General features: G+C 70.9%; 21 protein-coding genes. 9 read left to right on the top strand and 12 right to left on the bottom strand.

Annotated features, from left to right (window positions below):
* Positions 1-113: 113 nt before the first annotated feature.
* Positions 114-998, top strand: a complete 885-nt coding sequence (locus QCZ28_RS10875) for a bile acid:sodium symporter family protein (protein ID WP_279516494.1) — start codon at positions 114-116, stop codon at positions 996-998.
* Positions 999-1,058: 60 nt separating this feature from the next.
* Here the strand turns inward: QCZ28_RS10875 and QCZ28_RS10880 are convergent, their stop codons facing one another.
* Positions 1,059-1,478 carry a PPOX class F420-dependent oxidoreductase gene (locus tag QCZ28_RS10880; protein WP_279516495.1) on the bottom strand — a complete coding sequence of 140 codons (420 nt, stop codon included), beginning with the start codon at positions 1,476-1,478 and terminating at the stop codon, positions 1,059-1,061.
* 131 nt (positions 1,479-1,609) lie between these two features.
* On the opposite strand from QCZ28_RS10880, the gene QCZ28_RS10885 reads away from it, so the two are divergent.
* Complete coding sequence (locus tag QCZ28_RS10885; protein WP_279516496.1) at positions 1,610-2,503, top strand: NAD(P)-dependent oxidoreductase; 894 nt, start codon at positions 1,610-1,612, stop codon at positions 2,501-2,503.
* A gap of 1 nt (position 2,504) precedes the next feature.
* Here QCZ28_RS10885 and QCZ28_RS10890 read toward each other — a convergent pair whose 3' ends face one another.
* The 4 genes from QCZ28_RS10890 to QCZ28_RS10905 form a co-directional block, all read right to left on the bottom strand.
* Positions 2,505-3,614: a glycoside hydrolase family protein gene (locus tag QCZ28_RS10890; protein WP_279516497.1), complete on the bottom strand. Its 1,110-nt coding sequence runs from the start codon at positions 3,612-3,614 to the stop codon at positions 2,505-2,507.
* Between the two features lie 159 nt (positions 3,615-3,773).
* A complete protein-coding gene (trxA, locus tag QCZ28_RS10895; protein ID WP_279516498.1) occupies positions 3,774-4,121 on the bottom strand; it encodes a thioredoxin in 348 nt (115 codons plus the stop codon).
* Positions 4,100-4,483 carry a MerR family transcriptional regulator gene (locus QCZ28_RS10900; RefSeq protein ID WP_279516499.1) on the bottom strand — a complete coding sequence of 128 codons (384 nt, stop codon included), beginning with the start codon at positions 4,481-4,483 and terminating at the stop codon, positions 4,100-4,102. Before QCZ28_RS10900 ends, trxA begins: the two co-directional genes overlap by 22 nt.
* Positions 4,484-4,612: 129 nt before the next feature.
* Complete coding sequence (locus QCZ28_RS10905) at positions 4,613-5,575, bottom strand: AraC family transcriptional regulator (RefSeq protein WP_279516500.1); 963 nt, start codon at positions 5,573-5,575, stop codon at positions 4,613-4,615.
* A 241-nt stretch (positions 5,576-5,816) separates the two neighbouring features.
* Here QCZ28_RS10905 and QCZ28_RS10910 point away from each other — a divergent pair, with 241 nt between their 5' ends.
* The 4 genes from QCZ28_RS10910 to QCZ28_RS10925 all read left to right on the top strand — a co-directional run bounded on the left by QCZ28_RS10910 (position 5,817) and on the right by QCZ28_RS10925 (position 10,766).
* Positions 5,817-7,361: an NAD(P)/FAD-dependent oxidoreductase gene (locus tag QCZ28_RS10910; RefSeq protein WP_279516501.1), complete on the top strand. Its 1,545-nt coding sequence runs from the start codon at positions 5,817-5,819 to the stop codon at positions 7,359-7,361.
* Between the two features lie 115 nt (positions 7,362-7,476).
* Positions 7,477-8,676, top strand: coding sequence for a low temperature requirement protein A (locus QCZ28_RS10915; protein WP_279516502.1), 1,200 nt, complete (start codon positions 7,477-7,479; stop codon positions 8,674-8,676).
* Between the two features lie 159 nt (positions 8,677-8,835).
* Complete coding sequence (locus QCZ28_RS10920; protein ID WP_279516503.1) at positions 8,836-9,732, top strand: acetyltransferase; 897 nt, start codon at positions 8,836-8,838, stop codon at positions 9,730-9,732.
* A 74-nt stretch (positions 9,733-9,806) separates the two neighbouring features.
* On the top strand, positions 9,807-10,766 hold the full coding sequence (locus QCZ28_RS10925) for an alpha/beta fold hydrolase (protein WP_279516504.1): 960 nt from the start codon (positions 9,807-9,809) through the stop codon (positions 10,764-10,766).
* On the opposite strand, the gene QCZ28_RS10930 is transcribed toward QCZ28_RS10925, so the two are convergent.
* Positions 10,724-11,824, bottom strand: coding sequence for an aldo/keto reductase (locus tag QCZ28_RS10930; protein ID WP_279516505.1), 1,101 nt, complete (start codon positions 11,822-11,824; stop codon positions 10,724-10,726). The genes QCZ28_RS10925 and QCZ28_RS10930 overlap by 43 nt on opposite strands.
* 133 nt (positions 11,825-11,957) lie before the next feature.
* Between QCZ28_RS10930 and QCZ28_RS10935 the strand changes: the two genes are divergently transcribed.
* Both QCZ28_RS10935 and QCZ28_RS10940 read left to right on the top strand, forming a co-directional pair.
* On the top strand, positions 11,958-12,563 hold the full coding sequence (locus QCZ28_RS10935) for a TetR/AcrR family transcriptional regulator (RefSeq protein WP_279516506.1): 606 nt from the start codon (positions 11,958-11,960) through the stop codon (positions 12,561-12,563).
* 271 nt (positions 12,564-12,834) lie between these two features.
* Positions 12,835-14,487, top strand: coding sequence for an ABC-F family ATP-binding cassette domain-containing protein (locus QCZ28_RS10940; RefSeq protein WP_279516507.1), 1,653 nt, complete (start codon positions 12,835-12,837; stop codon positions 14,485-14,487).
* A 51-nt stretch (positions 14,488-14,538) separates the two neighbouring features.
* On the opposite strand, the gene QCZ28_RS10945 is transcribed toward QCZ28_RS10940, so the two are convergent.
* The 4 genes from QCZ28_RS10945 to QCZ28_RS10960 all read right to left on the bottom strand — a co-directional run bounded on the left by QCZ28_RS10945 (position 14,539) and on the right by QCZ28_RS10960 (position 18,350).
* Positions 14,539-15,132, bottom strand: coding sequence for a DUF305 domain-containing protein (locus QCZ28_RS10945; protein ID WP_279516508.1), 594 nt, complete (start codon positions 15,130-15,132; stop codon positions 14,539-14,541).
* A gap of 74 nt (positions 15,133-15,206) precedes the next feature.
* A complete protein-coding gene (locus QCZ28_RS10950) occupies positions 15,207-16,121 on the bottom strand; it encodes a DUF1996 domain-containing protein (protein ID WP_279516509.1) in 915 nt (304 codons plus the stop codon).
* A 247-nt stretch (positions 16,122-16,368) separates the two neighbouring features.
* Positions 16,369-17,031 carry a C39 family peptidase gene (locus QCZ28_RS10955; RefSeq protein WP_279516510.1) on the bottom strand — a complete coding sequence of 221 codons (663 nt, stop codon included), beginning with the start codon at positions 17,029-17,031 and terminating at the stop codon, positions 16,369-16,371.
* Positions 17,032-17,588: 557 nt separating this feature from the next.
* On the bottom strand, positions 17,589-18,350 hold the full coding sequence (locus QCZ28_RS10960; protein WP_279516511.1) for an SDR family NAD(P)-dependent oxidoreductase: 762 nt from the start codon (positions 18,348-18,350) through the stop codon (positions 17,589-17,591).
* 190 nt (positions 18,351-18,540) lie between these two features.
* Here QCZ28_RS10960 and QCZ28_RS10965 point away from each other — a divergent pair, with 190 nt between their 5' ends.
* Positions 18,541-19,434, top strand: a complete 894-nt coding sequence (locus QCZ28_RS10965; RefSeq protein WP_279516512.1) for a helix-turn-helix transcriptional regulator — start codon at positions 18,541-18,543, stop codon at positions 19,432-19,434.
* On the opposite strand, the gene QCZ28_RS10970 is transcribed toward QCZ28_RS10965, so the two are convergent.
* Positions 19,435-21,318 (bottom strand): Xaa-Pro dipeptidyl-peptidase, encoded by a 1,884-nt coding sequence (locus QCZ28_RS10970; RefSeq protein ID WP_279516513.1) that lies wholly within the window; start codon positions 21,316-21,318, stop codon positions 19,435-19,437.
* A 116-nt stretch (positions 21,319-21,434) separates the two neighbouring features.
* Positions 21,435-21,971: a helix-turn-helix domain-containing protein gene (locus QCZ28_RS10975; RefSeq protein ID WP_279516514.1), complete on the bottom strand. Its 537-nt coding sequence runs from the start codon at positions 21,969-21,971 to the stop codon at positions 21,435-21,437.
* Positions 21,972-22,199: the final 228 nt, after the last annotated feature.

Consider the following 22,199-nt stretch of genomic DNA (forward strand, 5'->3'; position numbering starts at 1 on the left):
AGTAAAGAGGGTTGTCTGATTGATGAAGTTAAGCCGGTCACCGTCCGGGGTCAAGAGCCGCCAGCCACACGGGGGATTGTGACGGCGTTACCGGGTGGTAACGATGTTGTGCCATGGACTCCGCCGTGACTCTGATCGGACTACCCGTCGCCCTCGGCATCATCATGCTCGGTCTGGGTCTCGGACTGACCATGGCGGACTTCCGCCGGGTGGCCCACCATCCCCGAGCCGCCGTCATCGCCTTGGTCTGCCAGGTGCTGGTGCTGCCGGCGCTCTGCTTCTGCCTCGTCCTCGCCTTCGACCTGGCACCCGAGTTGGCCGTCGGCATGATGCTGCTGGCCGCCTCTCCGGGCGGCACCACGGCCAACCTCTACAGCCACCTGTTCGGTGGCCACGTGGCCCTGAACATCACCCTGACCGCCATCAACTCGGTGCTGGCCGTGTTCACCCTGCCGATCCTGGTCAACCTGTCGGCGGCGTACTTCCTGCCCGACGGGCGCAGCATCGGCCTGCAGTTCGACAAGGTGCTGCAGGTCTTCGCCATCGTGCTCGTCCCGGTCGCGATCGGCATGCTCATCCGGGCACGGATGCCGCACGTGGCCGAGCGGCTGAACCGCCCGGTCCGGGTCCTGTCCGTCGTCGTCCTCGTCGCGGTGATCGCCGGTGCGGTGCTCGGCGAGCGGGAGAACATCGCCGACTACTTCGTCTCGGTCGGCCTGGCCGTGCTCGCCTTCAACCTGCTCAGCCTCGCCATCGGGTACGGGGTGCCGCGCCTCGCCGGTGTGGACCGCAGCGCCGCGACGGCCGCCGGCTTCGAGATCGGCATCCACAACAGCACCCTGGCCATCACCATCGCGCTCAGCCCGGCGCTGCTCAACAGCACCCAGATGGCGATCCCGGGCGCCGTCTACGGCATCGTCATGTTCTTCACCGCGGCGGCCTTCGGTTACCTGGTGACCCGCGCCCGCGCCCGGTCCGCCGCGACGCTGGCCCCCTGACCGGCAGTGCCCTGTCGCCGCTGACGGCTACGGTCAGCGGCGACAGGGCGGCTGGTCGAGTCAGCCGACCTGGTTGTTGTCCTTCTGCTCGCCCCAGCCGTGCCAGCGGTCGATCTCGATCAGGGCGCTGACCCGGGCGCGCTCCCGACGTGGGTACGCGTTGCCCGTGTAGTGCTTCGACAGCCGGTCGATGTCCGCGAGGCCCTCGTCGGGACGCAGCTCGGTGACGTGCCCGATGATGCTGACGTGGGTGTACCAGCCGGCCTCGTCGAGCACGGTGAGCGACACCCGGGGGTCGTTGCGGACGTGCTCCAGCCGGCGGCGGCTCTCGTCCATGTTCACCAGGATCCGGCCGTCCTCCCACAGGTACCAGGTGGCGGCGGAGACCGGCTGGCCACCGTTGCGCAGGGTGGTCATGACGGCGGGGTTCGGCTTCTGGAGCATGGCGACCGCGGCCTCGGGAAGCGGTGGCTTGGACATGAGGTCTCCTCGTCGCGACAACGTTTACCCCTGCACGTTACGCACCCGCCGGCCCGATCGCGCTCGGATCGTGAGCACGGCGTGGCGCACCCGGCTGCCGGACCGACGGCGGCGGCGACGAAGATGTGGTCATGAGCAATTCCGCACTGCCCAGGCGTGTCGTCGTCACCGGCGCCACCGGCAAGCTCGGCCGAGCCGTGGTCGCCCACCTGCGCGCCGTCGGCGTCGACGTGTTGGCGGTGGACCGCACCGGTGGCCGCGACCCGCGCGACGTGAACGGCGAGTTCCTGCTGGCCGACCTGACCGACTACGGGCAGGTGGTGGAGGCCTTCACCGGAGGTGCCGACGAGCACGCGGGCGGCGTCGACGCGGTCGTGCACCTGGCGGCGGTGCCGGCCCCCGGGCTGATGTCCAACTCGACCACCTTCGCGAACAACTCCGCCGCGACGTACAACGTGTTCGCTGCCGCCCGGGCGGCCGGCATCAAACGGGTCGTGTGGGCGTCGAGCGAAACGGTGCTCGGCCTGCCGTTCGACACCCCGCCGCCGTACGCGCCGGTCGACGAGGAGTACGCGCCCCGGCCCGAGTCGACGTACTCGCTCAACAAGGCACTGGAGGAGGAGATGGCCCGGCACTTCTGCCGGTGGGACCCGGAGCTGGTCATGGTGGGTCTGCGCTTCTCCAACGTGATGGACGTCGAGGACTACGCGCCGTTCCCCACCTTCGACGCCGACCCGCAACTGCGCCGGTGGAACCTGTGGGGCTACATCGACGCCCGCGACGGAGCCCAGGCCGTCGAGCGGGCGCTCGCCCACGACCAGCCCGGCGCCGACGTCTTCATCATCGCCAACGCCGACACCGTCATGACCCGCTCCAGCGCCAGCCTGATGGCCGAGGTCTACCCGGACGTCGAGATCCGCAAGGAGTTGGCTGAGCACGGGACCCTGCTCAGCATCGACAAGGCCCGCCGGGTGCTGGGGTACGAGCCGCAGCACTCCTGGCGGGACCACGTCGACCTGCTGTAGGTCAGCGCGCCGCCTGGTAGGCGCGGCCGACGGCGGTGGCCGTGCCGCCGGTGCGGAACAGCCCGGTCTGGTCCTTGTCCGTGGCGGGCAGGCCGAACCACGCGTACCGGTGCAGCCAGGACAGGCCGCCCAACATCCGGGTGGCCGCGGTGAGGAACGCGGCCTGCTGGGCCTGCGTGGGGAAGCGGACACCGTTGGAGAAGTCGATCAGGGCGAACTCGGTGAGCCAGATCGGCAGCCGGTACCGGTCATGCACGGCCTGCAGGTACGACCTGAGCTGGTTGACCGCGTTGACGGTGGTGAAGTCGCCGCCGTACCAGTGCAGGGCGATGAAGTCGACGCGGTAGCCGCGCTGCTTCGCCCCGGCCATGAACCGGTCGAGCCACTCACCCGGCCGGTCCCCGCCCCAGGCCACCGCCGGGCTGCCCAGCGGAAGGCCGGTGGCCTGCAACCGCGGCCACAACTCCAACGCCTGCTCGACGGTCATCTCCGCCTGACCGTTCATGTCCGGCTCGTTGAACCCGAGCAGGTAGCGGCCATTGCTCTTGGCCTTCTCCAGGTTGCTGGCGGTGACGCTCTTCGCCCCCCAGATCATCGGGACGAACTCGACGCCCTTCGGGCTGGTGACGCCCGCGTGGGCCACGTCCCAGGTGTAGTACCAACCCGCACCGGAGTCGGCCAGTGCCTTGCTGACACCGTCGAAGGTCCACACCCCGACGCCCTTGCGCTTCGAGGTCGCCGCCGGGGCCGCCGGGGCCACCGGACGCCCGGTTGTCGGCCGCACCGCCGGCGTCGGAGGCGGGGTCGAGGTCGCCTGCGCCGGGCCCGCCGTGGCGGTGGGTGCGCTCGTCCCGGTCGCGCCGGGCTGCGAACCCGCCGGCGTGGGCGCGTCGAGGGCCTGGGTCGCCGCCGGGGCCGGCGTCGGCCCGGTCGGCTGCACCACGACGATCACACCGGTCACCAGTACGGCGACCACGGCGGCCACCAGGAGCGGCCACAGCAGCCGCCGCGCGCCGACCGGGAGACCACCGAGCGTCCCGCGTCGGGGCTCCGCGTGGACGCCTCGTCTTCCCTTCGCGGCGTCCGCTTCACCCGGGCCGGTTGCGCGCATCGTCTCGACTCCCTCACCTGGTCGTACCGCTACCTGACGGGGGCATGGCGGACGAACCGCCAGCTGCCTCCCCTCAGGAGACCGGCCGGCCGGACCGGGATAACGATTTCCCGCGCTGATGGTGGCCGGGAGCGCTGTCCCCGGGCGCGCTGCCGGCCGTTACCACCCGGCCTGTGCGGTCAGGGTCTGTCGCAGGTACGTCTTCGGCCGGGACCCCACTGTCGAGCCGACCACCTCGCCCTGACGGAACACCAGCAGCGTGGGCAGGGACATCACCTGGTAACGGCGGGTCGCCACCGGGTTCTCGTCGGAGTTGAGCTTCGCCACGACCATCCGGTCACCGAACTCCTGGGCCAGTTCGACGAGGCTCTTCTCGATGGCCTTGCAGGGCGGGCACCAGTCCGCCCAGAAGTCGACGACCACGGGCCGGTCGCTGGCCAGCACCAGCTCCGCGAACGTGTCGTCGGTCACGGTGACCAGCGAACCTACTTCCGACTTCTGAGACATGTCTTCTCCCGGTGGGCGATCGCGTGGGTGAGTTGGGCGTGCAGTTGGTGGCGCACCGCGCCGAGCCGGTCGATGACGGCGTCGACCTCGGCGATCTTGCGCCGCAGCACCACGACGGAGTCGGGGCAGACGTCGCCGGAGCTGTTGCCGGCGCGCAGGCAGGCGACGAACGGACGGACATCGTCGAGGCCGAAGCCGACGTCGAGCAGCGCCCGGATCTCTCGTACGACGCGCAGCTCCGCCTCGTCGTAGATGCGGTAGCCGTTGGTGGAGCGCTGCGCCCGTACCAACCCGTGCGCCTCGTAGTAGCGCAGCGTGCGAGGGCTCGTGCCGGCCCGCTCAGCCAACTCGCCAATGAGCATCTGACCTCCTCCATCGGCCCGTCGCGACCACGCTAAACCTTGTCGTCGGCGTCAAGGCAAGCACCGGGTGAGGCGCGCTCAGCAGCCAGAGATGCCCCTTTTGGTGACGCGATGCCGGGGCGGGGCTCGTCACCGACGCAGGGTCGTCGACGGCGACTCACCGAACCGGCTCCGGTACTCGGTCGCGAACCGACCGAGGTGCACGAAGCCGTGTTGCAGGGCGACCGTCGTCACGGAGACCCCCGGCGCGGCCGAACGGAGCGTGCGGTGCGCCGCGTCGAGCCGGCAGGCCCGCAGGTACGCGGTCGGGGTGGTCTGCAACTCACGGCGGAAACAGTCCTGCAGCGTTCGTACGCTCACCCGCAGCGCCTCGGCGACGTCACCGACGGTCAGCGCCTCACCGTGGTGTTCGGAGATCAGGGCGCAGGCCCGGCGGACGAGACGCCCGGGGTGGGCGTGCCTGTCCGGCTCGGCGAGCAGGTGGGAGTGGCTGTGCCGGTGGGCCAGCAACAGCTTGCCGATGAGCCCCTGCTCGAAACGGGCGGCGACCTGCGGGTGGTCGAACAGCGACGCGTCCGCCGGCTGGGACAGCTCGTCGGCGAGGAACGCCACCCCGCGCGCCCACGCCTGCGCGGTCGGGGTGTTCATGAGCATGCCGACGTCCAGGCGGACCGGGTCGTCCACCGGGCGGCCCAGCAGGCGGGCGAGTTCCCGGTCGACGGCGCGCCGGTCGGCGTAGAAGATCCGGTGGGGAGAGCCCTCGGACCACCGCATGTCCGAGGCGTCGTACGGGGACAGGACCGAGGCGACGTCGGGGGTCGAGGTGACGGTCTGACCGGCGTGCCGGACCAGTGTGCTGCCGGCACTGGGGATCTGGACGAGGTAGAAGGTCTCCAGCGCGGGCGGTTGAATGCGGACCGCCTGCCCGTAGTCCAGGTCGATGACACCCACGCCGCCCGCCCGACGAGCCGCCATCCGCAGGCGCACGCTGCGGACGCCCGCCTGCGGGGTGAGCCGGTGTGGACAGAAGACCCGGCCCACCTCGGCGCGGGCCCGGTCGACGTCGTCCGTCCGGACCGTCACCGCATCCATCCGACACCTCCCGGGCGTCCTGTCGCGCTGACGGTACGGCGTGTGCGGGCCGGAACAACCCGGAAAGCCGTCGACCCGACAGCAAAGGGGCCGGCCGCGCACCGCGGACAGTGGCCGCGTCGCGCGGATAGCGCCCATCCCGGCGTGCTCGCTAGCGTGCGAGCACCGCGCGCCGGTCAGGGTCGGCGCGGGTTTCCGGCACTGCTTCACGTCGCAGGGTTCACGTCGTTTGGAGGAGACCATGAGGATTGCTGTCGTCGGTGCCGGATTCGCCGGTGTGAGCGCAGCGAAGGTGCTGCGACAGAGCGGATTCGACGTCACCGTGTTCGAGCGCGCGCCCGACGTCGGCGGGGTGTGGAGCCGTACCCGGCGTTACCCCGGTCTGACCACCCAGAACGACAAGGGCACCTACCACCTCTCCGACCTGCCGATGCCCGCCCACTACCCGCAGTGGCCCTCCAGCGAGCAGGTCCAGCGGTACCTGGAGACCTACGTGGAGAAGTTCGGGCTGGGCAGCGCGCTGCGCCTGTCCACGGAGGTCGTCTCCGCCGAACTCGTCAACGACGAGACCGGGTGGCTGGTCACGTCCCGACCGACCGGTGCCCAGGAACCGTTGACGGTGCAACGGTACGACCACCTGATCGTCGCCAACGGCATCTTCTCCGACCCGCTCGTGCCGTCCTTCGACGGGCAGGCGGCCTTCGCCGCAGCCGGAGGGCGCGTACTGGCGACGGGGGAGTTCCCCGACGTCGAGGCGGCCCGAGGCCAGCACGTCCTGGTGGTCGGGTACGGCAAGTCGGCCTGCGACGTGGCGGTCCCGGTGAGCGAGGTCGCCGCCCAGACCCACGTGGTGGCCCGGGAACTGCTCTGGAAGATGCCCCGCAAGCTCGGTGGGGCGCTCAACTACAAGTACCTGCTGCTCACCCGGATGGGTGAGGCGCTCTTCCGGTACCTGCACCTGAAGGGCTTCGAGCGGTTCCTGCACGGCCCGGGGAACGGCCTGCGGCAGCGCATGGTCACCAGCGTCGGCTCGGTCGCGACCCGGCAGTTCAACCTGCGCGCGCTGGGCCTGGTGCCCAACGGCAGCTTCGAGGACATCGCCCGCAGCACGGTCAGCCTCGCCACCGAGGGCTTCTTCGAGCGGGTCACCGACGGCCGCATCGTCGTGCACCGGGATCAGGTGATCTCCGAGTTGCTGGTCGATGACGGTGGCCGGCCCGCCGCCCGCCTGGCCGACGGCACGGTGCTCCCCGCCGACCTGGTGATCTGTGGCACCGGCTTCCGCCAGCACGTGCCGTTCCTCGACGAGGCGGTGCACACCCGGCTGCAGGACGACGCCGGCAACTTCATGCTCTACCGGCAGATCCTGCCGATCGGCGTGCCGCGACTGACGTTCGCCGGCTACAACTCGTCGTTCTTCAGCCCGCTCAGCGCGGAGATGGCGGCGGTCTGGACGGCCGCGTACCTGCGAGGTGGGATCACCCTGCCACCCGAGGACCGGATGCGTGACGAGGTGCGCGCCCGGCTGGCCTGGATGACGGCACGCACCAACGGACGGCACGCTCGTGGCACGAACATCATCCCGTTCTCGATGCACAACATCGACGAGGTGCTCGACGAACTGGGGCTCAACCTCGGATCGCTGACCCGGGCACGGCAGTGGCTGCTCCCGGTCGACCCGGGCTCGTACCGCGGGGTGACGGCGCAGATGATCCGGCGTACCGCCGACCCGGTATCCGCCATCAGCGACGACAACCCGGCAAAGATGGATAAAGTACGCAGATAGGGGATCAGGCGGGACCGGTCGGTGAGGAGGCTCGGGGACGATGGCAGCGGAACAGGGCCACCACCGTGCTGCATCCGTGCCGGCCGCCCCGGCCGGCTGAGCTGTCCCGCCGTCCGTGCTGACCCGCACCGAGCTTTTTCGTGGCCTCGGGGACAGCAGGAGCCCGCGTTCGGCGACCGTCCTGGAACTGCTGTTCGACATCGTCTACGTCTTCGCGCTGGCCCGCCTCGCCGGGCGGGTCGGGGACGACCTGACCATCGTCCGGCATACGCTGCTCTCCGAGGCGGGCCAGACCGTCCTCTTCTTCACCGCGATGTGGATGATCTGGTCGCTCAACGCAATGCTGGCGAGCACCTACGACCCGCGACGCACCGATCTGCAGGTCGTCCTGCTGGCGACGATGTTCGGCACCCTGGTGCTGGCTGTCACGTTGCCGCAGGCCTTCGGGCAACGTGGCGTGATCTTCGCCTGCACCTACGTGGTCATCCAGGTGGGCCGACCGCTCTTCCTGACGGTCGCCCTGCGCGGTCACGCGGGTCAGGCGGTTTCTGTCCGGGTGCTCGCCTGGCACCTGGCGTCCAGCGTGCTGTGGATCAGTGGCGGCATCAGCGGTGGTCTCGGTCGGGGTGTCTTCTGGACACTCGCTCTCGCCATCGAGCTGATCGGCGCCGCCACCACCTACCCCCTGCCCCGCATCGCCACGAAACAGCTCACCACCTCGGGGGTCACCGTCTCGCAGGAGCATCTCGCCGAGCGGTACAACCAGTTCTTCATGATCGCTCTCGCCGAGGTGGTGCTCGAATCCGGCGCCGCGGTCAGCTTCCCCGGCTTCTCGACCGCGGGGACGATCACCCTCGTCGCGTCGTTCGTGGCGGTCGTCTCGTTCTGGCGGATCTACTTCTACCACGTCGGGCACGGTCGTGCCGCGTCCCCGAGCGGGGAGGGGATCCAGCTGTCGAGGTGGGCGAGCTACAGCCTGCTGTTGATCGTCGGCGGCATCATCTGCACGGCGGTCGGCTTCGGTCAGGTCATCGAGGACCCGCACCCGCCGATCGACTGGGCCCTGGTGGCCATCATCTTCGGCGGCCCGGTGCTGTTCCTGATCGGCCGCAGCGCCCTGGAGAAGGAGAGCCGGAACGCGCCGCGGTGTCGGGCGCTGTACTACGGGGCGCTGGCGATGGTCGTGGCGGCCCCCGTGATGGTGCTGCTGCCGCCGGTCGCCGTGGCGGCATCCGCGGCGGTGATCCTGGCCGGCATCACCGTGTACGACCAGCAGGCCCACAAGCGGGGGGCGGAGACCAACCCGACGCTGTGACGATCCGTTGCGGGCCGTCGGCGACACCGCGTATGGTCGTCGGGCACGCCGTCGAGCCGGAAAGGAGGTCAGAACAATGTCCGATGTTCTGCGCCCCCTCCGCGCTCCGGCGTCCGCGCGGATCTGACCCGGGGCGCTCGCTTCCCGGAGGATCAATCCATGACTGATCTGGTCATTCGTCCGCTCGTCGCGGGCGAGGAAAATCTGTTCGACTCCATGCCCGATCCGCTGCCCCAGCTGCGCCAGGTCGCGTACGCCGACGGGGTCGCCGGCGGCGGCTACCGGCCCGAGACCACCTGGGTCGCGTTGCGCGCCGGGCGGTTGGTGGGCCGGGCCGCCTGGCTCCTGCCACCGGGCGCGGTCGGTGCCCCCTGGCTGGACCGGTTCGATCTGGACGCCGAGCCGGAGGTGGGCGCCGAGTTGTTGCGCGCCGCCCACGAGGCGCTGGGTGGTCCCGGTCTGTACTACGCCGCACTGCCGGCACACTGGCGGCGTCGGCCGGAGGTGCTGGCCGTGGTGCGGGCACCGATGGCGGCCGCCCGGCTGGCCGGGCTGGTCGAGCGGGGGGAGCGGATCCGGTGCTCCTGGACGGGCACCCCGCTGCCGGCGTCCTCCGGGCACTACCACTTCCGCCCGCCCGCCGACGTCGCGGAGATCAACGCGCTGGTCGCCAGGCTCGTCGAGCCGGACGTGCTGACCGGCGTCGAGATCGCGCGGGTGGTTGCCGGTGTCGACCTCGCCACCGACCCGGTGGCCTGGCTGGGCGACGCCACCGAGGAATGGCGCGTCGCCCGGGCGGCCGGCGACCCGGTCGGGTTGGTCGGCACCGCCGGAGACGCCTGCTACCCCCTGCTCGCCTATCTCGGCCTGCTCGACGAGGCGGCCCGGCCCGAGCTGCTGGCCGAGGCGGTGCGGGTGCTGGCCGCCGGTGGTGCCCGCGAGGTCATCGCCGACGTGGAGTCGCACCGGGTGAGGGTGCTCGCGGAGTTGGAGCGGACCGGCTTCCGGCAGTTGCGTTCCCGGGTCGCCTTCGCGCCGCCGGACAGTCAGGAATAGCTGACCGGGTGCGCCCGGTCACCCGGGCGCACCCCTCAGCCGGCGTGGACCCCGTCAGCTGTCAGCATCTGGGCATGCCGGAGATAATCGCCCTTCTCCTCGGCGGGTTGGCGCTGGTCGTGGCGGCGGTCGCCGGGCTCTACCTCTGGCCGGTGGGCCGCCGTGCGCTGTCGGGCGCGCCGGCCCGACCGCTCGACTTCGACACGGCCATCCGTGCCGCCGAGGCCACCATCGCCGCCGAGGCGGCCGATCCGGAGATCCGGCCCGAGTCGCGCAGCCGCCTGCTGAGCCACGGCTCCCGTACCGGCCGGGCCGTGCTGTTGCTGCACGGATACACCCTCGCGCCGGAGCAGTACGCGGGTTTGGCCGAGGCGTTCTTCGACAGTGGGTACAACGTCTGGATCCCCCGGGCCCCCCAGCACGGCACCGTCGACCGGCGGGCCCACCACCGGGTCCAGGCCGGTGAGCTGACGACGTACGCCGCGCAGGGTTGGGCCGTCGCGGCGGCCCTCGGAGACGAGGTGGGCGTCGTCGGGATCTCCGGCGGTGCCGTGCTGGCCACCTGGCTCGCGCAGGTGCCCGGCAACGTCGTACGCCACCTGTTGCTGCTGTCGCCGTTCTTCGGCCCGAACCCGCGACAGGCACCGGCCTACGCGGTCAAGCCGCTCATCGTGCTGTACGGACGCCGCGTCCTGCGGGACCGCGTCACGTCGCGCGGATACTCCCTCGCCGCCGTCACCCAGTACCTGACGATCGCCCGTACCCTGCCGAGTCCGCCCCGGCGGACCGGTCTGCGGACCGCAGCTGTCGCGATCAGCCCGCTCGATGCCGTGGTGGACCTCCGGGCGGCGGTGCACCTGCCGCGCCGGATCGCCGACGCGAACGCGATACCGCTGCGGGTGTGCACCCTGCCGAAGGAGTTGGGGGTCGAGCACAACACCCTCAACCTCGGCGTCGACGGCGACGAGTGGCGACGGCGGTACGTCGCGCTCTACGAGGGCGACCCGGCGCCGTTGAACACCGCCGGGGCGTAGCCGGCGGGCTTGTCGCCGATGCCGAGGCCGGGGCTCACCACCCAGGACTGGTACTGCGGGGTGAACATGCCGTAGAGCAGCGGGAGCTTCGGGGCGCTCGCCTCGTCGAGCCGACGTCGGGCGTCGGCCGGGATCTCGAAGTCGAGCGCGCCGAGGTTGCTGGCGAGCTGTTCCGGGCCGCTGGCCCCGATGACCACCGACCCGACGGCGGGCTGCGTGGCCACCCAGTTGATCGCCACCTGCGCCATGCTGCGCCCGAGATCGGCGGCAACGCTCTCCAGCGTCTCGATCACCTGCCAGTCGCCGGGGCTGATCTCCCGACCCGCGGCGTCGGGGTTCGTGAGGCGGCCGGCCCCGCTCATGCCCTCGGCGGTCCGCCGGTACTTGCCGCTGAGCAGCCCTCCGCCGATGGGGCTCCACGCGGTCAGCCCCATGCCCAGGCTCTGCGCCATCGTCACGTGCTCCGCCTCGATGTCCCGGGTGACGAGCGAGTACGGCAACTGCACGTTGACCATCGGGGCCAGCCCGTGCGCCTCGGCGTAGCCCTGCGCCCGGGCCGCGTACCAGGCCGGTACGTCGGACAGCCCGGCGTACCGGATCTTGCCGGAGCGCACCAGGTCGTCGAAGGTGTGCACGACCTCCTCGACCGGGGTGATCCGGTCCCAGGTGTGCAGCAGGTACAGGTCGATGTAGTCGGTGCCGAGCCGGCGCAGCGACGCCTCCACGGCCCGCATGATGTGCTTGCGACCGTTGCCGCTGGCGTTCGGGTCGGACGGGTCGACGGTGTTGGTGGCCTTGCTGGTGAGCACGAGCCGCTCGCGTACGCCGGCCCGCTCGATCAGGCGGCCGAGGATCTTCTCGCTCTCGCCGGCGGTGTAGAAGTCCGCCGTGTCGATGAAGTTCCCGCCCGCCTCCAGGTACTGCCGGAAGATCGGTTCGGCCTCCTGTTCGGTCCTGCCGTACGCGGCGTGGAACCCGTCGACGCCGAAGTTCATGGTGCCCAGCGCCAGCCGGCTCACCCGCAGACCGGACCGCCCGAGCAGGTAGTAGTGGTTCATGGTGATGCCCTTCCGATCGTGGTGTTCGGCCCGCTGCGGGCCGCGTGTTCCAGACTTTTGCTCGGCAAAAATGGACCTGCAAGTCCAAAAGCCGAGCTAGGGTCGGACCTGCACCCCCAGACCAGGAGGTCCCATGACACGGGCGTTGACCCGCAAGGGCGAGGCGACCCGGGCCCGCATCGTCGCCGGCGCGGCCGCCGAGATCCGCGAGCGCGGCGTCGACGAGGTACGCCTCGAAGACGTGATGGCCCACACCGGCACCAGCAAGGGGCAGCTCTTCCACTACTTCCCGGACGGGAAGGAAGGGCTGCTGCTCGCGGTGGCGCAGCACGAGGCGGACCAGGTGCTCATCGACCAGGAGCCGATGCTGAGCAACCTGACGACCTGGCCGGCCTGGCTCGCCTGGCGTGACCGGCTGATCGAGCGGTACCGGGCGCAGGGGGTGAAGTGCCCGCTCAACGGTCTGCTCGGCCAGACCGGCCGGCGGGCGCCCGGCGCGCAGGCGATCGTGACCGGGCTCATGTGGCGCTGGCAGAAGGCGATCACCGAGGGCATCCGGCACATGCAGTCGACCGGCGACATCGCCGCAGACCTCGACGCCGACCGGGCCGCGGCGGCGCTGCTCGCCGGCATCCAGGGCGGTGTGCTGCTGCTGCTCTCCACCGGGAAGATCGACCACCTCGAAGCCGTCCTCGATCTCACCATCGACTCGCTTCGGGCAGGTGCTCGAACGGCCTGATCGAGTCAGGATCTGCTCGTCCGGCCTGCGGGGTCGGAGAAGAGCGGTCGATCATGTCAGCCGGGGCCGCCGAACGGTCAGCTAGTCTCTGACACGAGTTGCCGGAGACAGGAGCAGACGTGGCAGGTGACGACGACATCTCCGGGTGAGCACCCGGACCGGCCGCCGACGGGCGCGTGATCGCGCCGCCGTCGTCGCGGCCCCCGTCGTCATGTCCTGCTCCCACCGGGTGCCCGTGTGCGCGCCCGAATCGTCGTTCTCCGAGGTTCCCATGTCTGTTCGACCTGCTCTCATCGCCCAGGACCTGGTGCGGGTCCGCGGCGACCGCCGGGTGCTCGACGGCGTCTCCCTGACCGCCGCGCCCGGCCACCGGATCGGCCTGATCGGTGAGAACGGCACCGGCAAGACGACCCTGCTGCGGGTCCTGGCCGGTGTCGACGTACCTGACTCCGGCACCGTCACGAGCCCACCGGACGTCGGCTTCCTGCACCAGGAACTGCCCCTCGGCCCATCCACGACCATCGCCGCGGTCCTCGACGACGCGCTGCGCGAGGCGCGTGCCGACCTCGCCGAGCTGGACCGGATCGGCGTCGCGCTGGCCGATTCGCCGCGGGACAGCGAGCAGCACGACCGGCTGCTGGCCGCGTACGGCGACGTTCTGGAGCGGGCGCAGGACCGCGACGCCTGGGACGCCGACCGGCGGGCCTGGACGGTCCTCGACGGCCTCGGCCTCGGCGCGCTGCCCCACGACCGGACGGTGGGCGCACTCTCCGGCGGGCAACGAGGCCGGCTCGCCCTCGCGGCGGTGCTGATCCGCCGGCCGGCCGCGCTGCTGCTCGACGAGCCCACCAACCACCTCGACGACGCGGCGGCGGCGTTCTGCGAGGACCAGCTGCGCGGCATGCCCGGGGTGGTAGTGGCGGCCAGTCACGACCGGGCCTTCCTGGACGCGGTCTGCACCGATCTCATCGACCTGGACCCGGCGGTCGACGGACCGGTCCGCTTCGGCGGCGGCTACACCGCCTACCTGGCAGCGAAGCGCGCCGAGGCGCAACGGTGGCGTCGGCGTTACGACGACGAGCAGGCGCTCCTCGCCGACCTTCGGGAGGCCGCTGCCGTGACCGGGCATCAGGTCGCGCACGGCCGCGGCCCGCGCGACAGCGAGAAGATGGGGTACGGGCACACCGCCGGCCGTGTACAGAACCAGATCTCCCGTCGCGTCCGCGACGCCACCCGCCGACTGGAGACGATCGAGCGCGACCCCGTTCCGGTGCCGTCGGAGCCGTTGCGCTTCCACACGAGCGTGCTCGCTGTCGGCGACAGCGACGAGGCCATCGTCACCGTGGACCGACTGGAGGTTCCCGATCGACTGCGGGTGGCGCACCTGGAGATCAGGTCCCGCGATCGGCTGCTGGTGACCGGCCCCAACGGGGCGGGCAAATCGACCCTGCTCGCGGTGCTCGCCGGCTCCCTGACCGGTGCCGGGGCGCTCTGGCGACGACCCGGTCTGCGGGTCGGCCTGCTCGCCCAGGACAGCGTCTTCGCCGACGCCCGGCGGACCGCCCGGCAGGTCTTCGACGCGGCCGTCGGGCTGGGGCGGGCCGCTGCCGTACCACTGTCGTCGCTCGGCCTGCTCGCCCCGGCGGACCTCGACCGCCCGGTGGCCCACCTGTCGGTGGGGCAGCGCCGTCGGCTCGCCCTCGCGGTGCTCGTCGCCGACCCGCCGGAACTGCTCCTGCTCGACGAGCCCACCAACCACCTCTCGCCGACGCTCTGCGACGAACTGGAGGATGCCCTGGGTGCCGGCCCGGGCGCGATCGTCGTCGCCAGTCACGACCGCAGACTCCGCTCCCGCTGGCAGGGCCGCGACCTCACCCTCCCACCGCCCTGCCCACCCCCTGCTCCCGGCTCCCTGCGGCGGTGATCAAGAGGTTTGCGTTGACCCGCTCGGCGCGTCGTGACGCAGACCTCTTGATCACGCGGGTGGAGGGGGCGGCAGGTGGGTGAGGTGGGTGGTGGCGTTGCGGGTTATGGCGGCGGCGAGCGCGACGGTCGCGGGCTGGACTCCGTTCTGTTGCTCGGCGGCGGCGATCCGGACCGACTGCGTCAGGTGCGCCCGCAGGTGCCCGGTGAGCAGACGGTGAAGCGGCGTCCCGGTGGCCGACCGCAGCGCCGTCAACTGCTCGGCGGTGACCATGCCCGGCATGTCGTGCCCCTCGTGCGGATTGGTCGTCGGCGCGCCGGCCTCGGCAAGTAGTCGGCGGGCGTGGTCCAGGTCCGCGCGCTGGGCGGCCGCGACCTGGGCGGCCGTTCGCCGCCAGACCGGGTCGGTGGTGCGGGCCGGCACCAGATCGAGTACGGGCAGCAGACGTTCGGCCATGGCGGCGGTCAGTTGCAGCCAGGCGATGTCGGTCGGGTTGAACGACCCCGCCGTAGCCGACGGTGTCGGCGCGACCGTCGCCGATGGCGCGCTAACGGGTGGTGTGCCGGCCGCGTCCCGGCGCCCGGCACCGCAGCCGGCGACGAGCAGCACGGCGACGAGCACGGCACCCGCCCTGGACTGGTGCATCCGACTCCCTCCCCACCCGGGGGGCGGCGGGCCCGGGGATGACCGGACCCGCCGCCAGGGTGTGACCCGGTCGCTCAGATCGGTCGGCCGTCGTGACCGCACTTGATGACGGGACGGATACAGTCCTGGACGCGACGGGCCAGCTCGGCCACCGGCCAGGCGTTGAAGAAGTCGCCGTGCATGGTGTAGCCCGGCCCGGAGGCCAACCGGAACCGCGACGGGTCACCGGTGACCGGGTAGCGCAGCACCTGCCGCAACTTCGGCACGTGCACCGGGTGGGTGCTCGGGCAGGCCTGGTTCACCGGGTACGCCAGGTGGCTCTTGTGGTCCGGTGAGTCGAGGTCGCGGCCGTTCCAGCACTGCGGGAAGTCCAGGTACGACTCCAGCATTGTGCCGGACGGGCAGTTGACGAAGTCCTTCGACGGCGGCACGTGCCCGGCGTGCAGGCAGGACCAGCGCGCGATGCTGTCGTTCGGCCCGGTGGCCTTCGCGTTGCCGGCGACGAGCCGTAGCCCCTGCGGGAACGGCTGGGTGTTCGCGACGACGTCGGCGCGTACGCCCTCGCCCAGGTAGTAGAACGTGGCGATCGCCGGCTCCACCGCGACGTTGTCCCGGTACAGGGTCGGCACCCAGTAGGACGAGACGTCCACCCGTGGGTTGCAGGTGGTGGGGGAGTTGACCAGGTCGGGGAGCGTGGTGCTGGCGTTCGTCACGGTGCTGCCGAAGAAGCTGTGCATGTGCGAGGCCCCGGGCAGCCCGGGGAAGATGATCGGGTCGTCCGGCAACCGGTGGCTGTAGGTGCAGTCGGCGGGGAACTCGGCGACCCGGATGGCGTTGGCGCCGAAGTCAGCGCCGGCTCGGTCGGGGGCGGCGTCGGCCCGGTCGGTGGTGGAGACCAGGTACGTGCCGAGGAGCATCAGCAGTGCGCCGATCGCCGTGGCGAGGCGCAGTCGGCGGGGCATGCCGGAGAGGGGTGCGGCCCTGTCCATCGTGTGACTCCTGTCGGGAGGACGGGTCAGGGACAGCTCCGGCGCCGCCGCCGAAGACAGCGGAGTGTGTCCTGGCCAGACATGGTGGTGGCTGGGTGAGCCCGAGAAGAGAGAGCGCTCTCTTGGTCCCAGCGTCGCCCGTATGTCGACTCTTGTCAATACGTCCGGCAACTGGTGGAAAAGACGCCGAAGGGCCGGGCCCCGTGGTGGGGTCCGGCCCTTCGGCTGTGTGTTGGTGTGTTGGGGGTCAGCTGGTGGCGTAGCCGCGGGTGGCGATCCAGTCGGCGAGGTGCTCGACGGTGGTCTCGTAGGAGGCGGTGTCCGGGTTGGCGGAGTCGGCGATCGTGACCACGTTCCCGTTGTCGCGGTAGCCGACGACGCTGATGTAGTGCCCGCCCTCGAAGGAGTGGGTGTTGCCGTCGGTGTCGGTGGTGGTGCCGGCGATGTTGGCGACTACGGCGCGGCCGTCGTCGACGGTGCGGACGATGTCGGCGCGCAGGGTGTCGGTCTGCTTGGCGTCGGCGTCCGGGGTGCTGATTTCGACCGACCGGTAGGCGTCGTTCTTACCGGTTTCCTTGTTCAGGACGGGGGTGATGTCGTTGATGGAGTTGGTGCCGGCCTCGGTGGTGCCCATTTCCTTGGCCATGGCGTCGACGCTGATGTCCTTGCCCTGGACGGAGAGTGCGTTGCGGGTGGCGGCGGGGCCGCAGTAGTAGAAGTTCGGCTGGGCTTCGTAGCGCACGCCGAGTTGACGCTCGCCGGCGGGCTTGCGGTCGGTCTGGGTCTGCGACGCCGGCTTGCTGGTGTTCGGGGCGGCGAAGGCGGTGGTGACGGGTCCGGCGATGGCGCCGCCGGTGAAGGCGAGGCCGGCGGCGGTCAGGGCGGTCTTACGGATCAGATCGGTACGCATGATGGCGTGCTCCTCTGCATCGGGGGAAACCGCACGGACACTCAATACGCGGGGGTGTGGCCGTGCGGGGACGTTCGCGGGGCCCGGCGACCCGCTGGGGTCGGCGTCGGGACAGGGTGTAACGGCTCGCGGTGGCGGATCATTCCGCCGGCCCTGTGGTGGTGCCTGAACCTGGCGGGGTCGGCCCACCCGGGGGGTGGCCGGTGGTGCTCGGCTGTGCGAGGGGGTGTAACCGGGGCGGCCCGGCGGGTGTTCCCGGCGGCTGCTCCACCGGCCGGCCGGGGGCGCGGTGATCTGCCAGGTATAACGACCCGGCCCGGCCCCCGATTCCACCCGCGCGGTGGCCCCGACCACCCGACACCCCCACCCAAACCGGACACCCCGCCCACCGGCCAAACCGACACGACGGCCAACGCGGCGTGATCGACTCGGGTTCCTGAAAACCGCGGTGTCCCGGAGCCAGGGATGCCCCGACTTCATGAAACCCGAGTGGATCACGCCCGTCTACGCCGTTCACGCCCCCTGGATGAAAACCCGACGATCGGGGAAGGGATGTGTCAGCCTTGGCGGCCGGGGAGCATCGCCAGGGCCTTCGCGCGCTGCGCGACGAGCTCGGCGTAGGTGCCGTCACGTTCGGCCCAACGGTGCATGAGAACGCCCTTCACCAGGATCTCGCGCGGGGTGGGGTTCGCCGAGAGCAGTTGCATGACCTCGGTGGCGAAGTCGTCGAGCGGCAGCGCGTGCGGGTTCACCTTCTCCTGCCCGGCTGTCGCGACGGCCGGTGGGACGAGCTCGACGACGTCGACACCGGTGCCGTCGAGTTGCGCGCGCAGCGCCTCGGAGTAGGCGTGCACCGCTGCCTTCGAGGCGGCGTAGCTGGGCATGGGCGGGAACGGCAGGAAGGCGATGCCGGAGGTGACGGTGATGAAGGTGCCGGCACCCCGACCCACCAGGTGCGGCGTGAAGGCGTCGATGACGCGGATGGTGCCGACCAGGTTGGTGTCGATCGTCGCCTCCGCCGCCGGAAAGTGCGCGGTGTCGCGAAGGTCTTCCATGAGCATGACACCCGACATCGTCACCACCGTGTCCAGTTCGGGGTAACGGGCGAGCACGGCGTTCCGGGCAGCGCCGACAGACGCGCCGTCGGTGACGTCGATGCCGAACGTGCCGAAACCTTCAGCGGCCAGCTCGGCGAGGGCGTCGGGGCTGCGACCGCCGACGGCCACGGTGCTGCCCGCCGCGGCGAACCGCCGGGCCAGCTCCCGCCCGATACCCGAGGTGCCGCCGACGATGAGAACTGTGCGGTTGGAGAGATCCACGAGATCTTCCCTTCGATCCAGAGGGCGCCGACGTGTCAACTCGCGGCGCGAACAGTGATGCGCGCTGTCCTTCTCGAAAACAGCGCGATCACAAGTCTTGACGGAGGTCGGCGGGGGTGGCAGGGCCCCCGTTTTCCCAGGTCCCAGCAGGGCCCCTCTGCGCCCCGCGCACCGCACTACCGTGGTGACCATGAGGGATGAGGAGTCGGGCGGCGGCCACCGGCTGGGCAGCTACCTTCGGGCCCGGCGCGAACTGGTCTCACCGGCGCAGGTGGGGCTCCCGACCGGCGGCAGGCGCCGCGTGCCCGGCCTGCGCCGCGAGGAGGTCGCCCTGCTCGCCGGAATCAGCCCCGACTACTACCTGCGGCTGGAGCGGGGCCGGGACAAGAACCCCTCACCGCAGGTCCTCGAATCACTCGCGCGCGTCCTGCAACTCGACGACATCGAGCGGACGTATCTGCTCGACCTCGCGGCGGCGCGTCCCAGGGCGCCGCGCCGTAAGCGGTCCGAGCACGTACCGGCGCGGGTGTACGAACTGCTCGCCCACCTTCAGATCCCCGCGTTCGTGGAAGGACGCGCCTTCGACGTCCTGGCCTCCAACCCGATGGCCGTGGCACTCTCCCCGCGCCTGCGGCCCGGTCAGAACCGGCTGCGGTCGCTCCTGCTCGATCCGGAGGAACGAGCCTTCCACCAGGATTGGACGAAGGCCACCGCCGACTTCATCGCCACCCTGCGCACCACCATCGGCGACGACATCGACAACCCCCGGTTCGTCGAGCTGGTGGGCGAACTCGCGCTGTCCAGTCAGCGGTTCCGTACCCTGTGGGCGCGCCACGACGTCCGCAGCCTCGACGGGGGCACGACCACGGTCCACCACCCCGTCGTCGGTGAACTGCGCCTGCACCGGGACAAACTCCCCATTGGTGACGTCATCCTCGTCGTCTACTACCCCGACAAGGACAGCGACAGCGACGAGAAACTGCGGCTGCTCGCCGCACTCGCCCACACCGAGACCGCCGACGACCCCACCCGGGTGGGGCGGCCCGACGCGTCGTCGAACCGCCCCACCCGTTCACAGAGCTGATCAGAAACCGAGGACGGCCCGCCCGCCGACCACCGGCAGTCGCAGCTCGCTGTCCTTCGGCGCGACCCGCAGCTCGGTGCCGCCCAGCGGCAGCAGGGTGTACTCCTGGTCGCTGGAGAAGACCACCACGCCGATGCGGTGGCCCGCCGGGAAGACGTAGTCCTTCGGCTCCATGGTCCACCGGTAGTCGTACAGCTTGCCCTGCCTGACCGGCTCGGTGCGGGCGGCGCTCTTGCGGTTCTGCGGGTCCATCCAGCCTCGCGTCACCACTGTCGGCGCGGCGGTCGACCCGGTCGGGCCGTAGTCGACCAGGTACGCGGTGAGGTTCGCGTCCGGCTTGTTGTCGATCGCCATCCGCAGCCGCATCTCCGGACGCCCCGAGATGCGCACGCTCTGCGTCAGCTCCGGGGAACGGTAGGCGAGCCGGTTGGCGCTCGCGGTGTCCGGATTGGACACCAGGGTGTCCGGGTGGATGGTCCGGCCCTCGTCGACGAAGCTCTGCTCGACACCGGCCTTGGGCGGCTTGCCGGTGGTGAGGGTGCCCGGCGCGGTGGCGTCGGTGGCGGCGAAGCGCAGCCCGACCTCCCGCGCGGCCGGGTCGGGCCAGTTGGCGTACGTGGTGTAGGCGCGGTCCTCGCGCTGGAGCACCGCCGTCGGCTCGTCCATGATGCCGTTGCGCACGTTCCACAACCAGAAGTCGAACCAGCGGTTCTCGGTCTGCTTGTACGTCCAGGTCTGCCCGCTGGGCAGGGTCACCGAGGCGTTGCTGCCCGGGCCGCCGTGCCCGCCCTGGTGCAACCAGATCTTGCGTGGCACGTCGCGCTTGGCGAGCTGGTCCCACCAGCCGGCGAAGTGTTCGGTCTTCACGTTCCAGTCGTTGAGCCCGTGCACCACGAAGACGCTGGCCTTGACGTCGCGGGCGTCGAGGTAGTCACGGTCGCGCCAGAACGTGGAGTAGTCGCCGGTGATCCGGTCCTGCTCCTCGGTGATCTTCGCGAGCTCGTCGGCGCACTGCCCCTCGGCGCGGGCCTGTCCGGCGGTGTACTGGGCCAGGATGTCGAGGTCCTCGCCCTGGAACGTGCCGGGTGCGACGACGAGGCCGTTGGCCCGGTAGTAGTCGTACCAGCTGCTGATGGCGGAGACCGGCACGATGGTCTTGAGCCCCTTGACGCCGGTGGTGGCCACCTGGTTGGGCAGCGTCCCGTTGTAGGAGACCCCGGTCATGCCGACCGCGCCGGTGGTCCAACCGGCGGTGACCGGGGCGCCGTTGGCGTCGTACCCCTTGGCCCGGCCGTTGAGCCAGTCGATGACCGCCTTGGTGCCGAGCGTCTCGGCCTGGTCGCCGCTGGTCGGGCAGCCGTCCGAGTCGCCGGTGCCGACGCTCTGGCCGAGCACCACCGCGTACCCGCGGGGCACGTAGTAGTCGTCCAGCGAGCCGGGCAGGTTGGCCTTCGCCTGGGCCCGTTGTGCGCCGACGTCGAGAGCGCGTCGCCCGTCGCGGTCGGTCAGGCCGTTCTGCGGCAGGTCGTCGACCAGCACGCTCGGGTACGGAACGTCACCCCAGGTGCCCTTGCGGTACGGGCTGTGCTCGAAGATGACCGGCACCTTGAAGCCCTGGGTGGCGGTCTCCCGGGGCCGGGAGATGTCGATGGCCACCCGGTCGAGCCGGCCGTCGTGGTCGGTGTCCACCGGGGTCTGGACGAACACGCGTTCCTCGATCGCGTCGGCGAGCGAGAACACGGGTTGGGTCATGCCGTCGCTGACCACGATGCCGGTGGGCGTGGTGGGCGTGGGCGGGGCGGCAGCCGCTGGTGGGGCTGCGCTGAGCACCAGCGCGCCGGACACGCCGACGCTCAGGAGTGCCAGATGACGGGGTCGACGCATGCGCGTCTCCCTTCGGTTGGGCTGGTTGCCGGGGGCCGATCTCGAAGATCCATTCGTCGCCATGCTAGGTCCGGTCCGGCGTCGCGTCGATCCCTTCAGCCGTCCACGGTGGTCGGTCAGGGGGTCGGCGGTGTCACCGCGATGATCAGGTGGGCGCGCTGATCGCTGGCGTTGCGGTAGAGGTGCGCAAGGCGCGAGTCGAAGGTGACCGACTCGCCGGCGCTGAGGGTGTACGAATCGCCGCCGATCTCGGCGACGACCTCACCGGTGATGACGATCGCGCACTCGGTCGACGGGTGCGCCCACGGCTCCGCGGAACTGGCGTCGCCGGGCGCGAGGTGGGCCTGGAGCACTTCCAGGTCGCCACGGCCAGGGGTGAGTCGTTCGTAGGTGATCTGGCCGGGCGGCGCGGCCAGCCTGGTCCGGGCACCGACGCGGCTGACGTGCACCGGTGGCGCCTCGGGCTCGGAGAACAGTTCCGCGATTGAGGTGTCGAAGACCTGGGCGAGTTTTCGCAGGGTGGACAGGCTGGGGTCGGTCGCGCCGTTCTCGATCTGGCTGAGCAGGCCGGGGGACACGTCGGCGGCTGTGGCGAGCTGACGCAGCGTGAGGGAGTGCTGCTGACGCAGATCGCGGAGTCGGTCACCGAGCATGTGTCCTCGTTCCAAATTCAGTGTGGCTAAATCTTGATTGACCAAACTATACAGCCCTGTTTAGGATCGCTAAACGTCGACCGAGAAAGTTCGACGCCAGTAAACACGCCACGATGCAGCGCGAACCGGGCCCTGGCCGTCCGGTCTACATCCAACCCCGAGACGACGCCCCCGAGAAGCCCGTGACGCCGTCACCCCACCGGCCCGGCCGATGCGTGGTGTCGCCCG

Origin of the sequence: Micromonospora sp. DH14 (genome assembly GCF_029809455.1) — a bacterium.
GTDB lineage: Bacteria > Actinomycetota > Actinomycetes > Mycobacteriales > Micromonosporaceae > Micromonospora > Micromonospora parva.

What these genes read in the sequence shown, in the direction of transcription:
- QCZ28_RS10885 (WP_279516496.1), top strand. Translation starts at nt 1,610, where the DNA reads ATGAGCAATTCCGCACTGCCCAGGCGTGTCGTCGTCACCGGCGCCACC.
- QCZ28_RS10965 (WP_279516512.1), top strand. Translation starts at nt 18,541, where the DNA reads ATGAGGGATGAGGAGTCGGGCGGCGGCCACCGGCTGGGCAGCTACCTT.
- QCZ28_RS10930 (WP_279516505.1), bottom strand. Translation starts at nt 11,824, where the DNA reads ATGAACCACTACTACCTGCTCGGGCGGTCCGGTCTGCGGGTGAGCCGG.
- QCZ28_RS10955 (WP_279516510.1), bottom strand. Translation starts at nt 17,031, where the DNA reads ATGCGTACCGATCTGATCCGTAAGACCGCCCTGACCGCCGCCGGCCTC.
- QCZ28_RS10875 (WP_279516494.1), top strand. Translation starts at nt 114, where the DNA reads ATGGACTCCGCCGTGACTCTGATCGGACTACCCGTCGCCCTCGGCATC.
- QCZ28_RS10970 (WP_279516513.1), bottom strand. Translation starts at nt 21,318, where the DNA reads ATGCGTCGACCCCGTCATCTGGCACTCCTGAGCGTCGGCGTGTCCGGC.
- QCZ28_RS10925 (WP_279516504.1), top strand. Translation starts at nt 9,807, where the DNA reads ATGCCGGAGATAATCGCCCTTCTCCTCGGCGGGTTGGCGCTGGTCGTG.
- trxA (WP_279516498.1), bottom strand. Translation starts at nt 4,121, where the DNA reads ATGTCTCAGAAGTCGGAAGTAGGTTCGCTGGTCACCGTGACCGACGAC.
- QCZ28_RS10900 (WP_279516499.1), bottom strand. Translation starts at nt 4,483, where the DNA reads ATGCTCATTGGCGAGTTGGCTGAGCGGGCCGGCACGAGCCCTCGCACG.
- QCZ28_RS10935 (WP_279516506.1), top strand. Translation starts at nt 11,958, where the DNA reads ATGACACGGGCGTTGACCCGCAAGGGCGAGGCGACCCGGGCCCGCATC.
- QCZ28_RS10940 (WP_279516507.1), top strand. Translation starts at nt 12,835, where the DNA reads ATGTCTGTTCGACCTGCTCTCATCGCCCAGGACCTGGTGCGGGTCCGC.
- QCZ28_RS10910 (WP_279516501.1), top strand. Translation starts at nt 5,817, where the DNA reads ATGAGGATTGCTGTCGTCGGTGCCGGATTCGCCGGTGTGAGCGCAGCG.
- QCZ28_RS10905 (WP_279516500.1), bottom strand. Translation starts at nt 5,575, where the DNA reads ATGGATGCGGTGACGGTCCGGACGGACGACGTCGACCGGGCCCGCGCC.
- QCZ28_RS10975 (WP_279516514.1), bottom strand. Translation starts at nt 21,971, where the DNA reads ATGCTCGGTGACCGACTCCGCGATCTGCGTCAGCAGCACTCCCTCACG.
- QCZ28_RS10920 (WP_279516503.1), top strand. Translation starts at nt 8,836, where the DNA reads ATGACTGATCTGGTCATTCGTCCGCTCGTCGCGGGCGAGGAAAATCTG.
- QCZ28_RS10945 (WP_279516508.1), bottom strand. Translation starts at nt 15,132, where the DNA reads ATGCACCAGTCCAGGGCGGGTGCCGTGCTCGTCGCCGTGCTGCTCGTC.
- QCZ28_RS10890 (WP_279516497.1), bottom strand. Translation starts at nt 3,614, where the DNA reads ATGCGCGCAACCGGCCCGGGTGAAGCGGACGCCGCGAAGGGAAGACGA.
- QCZ28_RS10880 (WP_279516495.1), bottom strand. Translation starts at nt 1,478, where the DNA reads ATGTCCAAGCCACCGCTTCCCGAGGCCGCGGTCGCCATGCTCCAGAAG.
- QCZ28_RS10950 (WP_279516509.1), bottom strand. Translation starts at nt 16,121, where the DNA reads ATGGACAGGGCCGCACCCCTCTCCGGCATGCCCCGCCGACTGCGCCTC.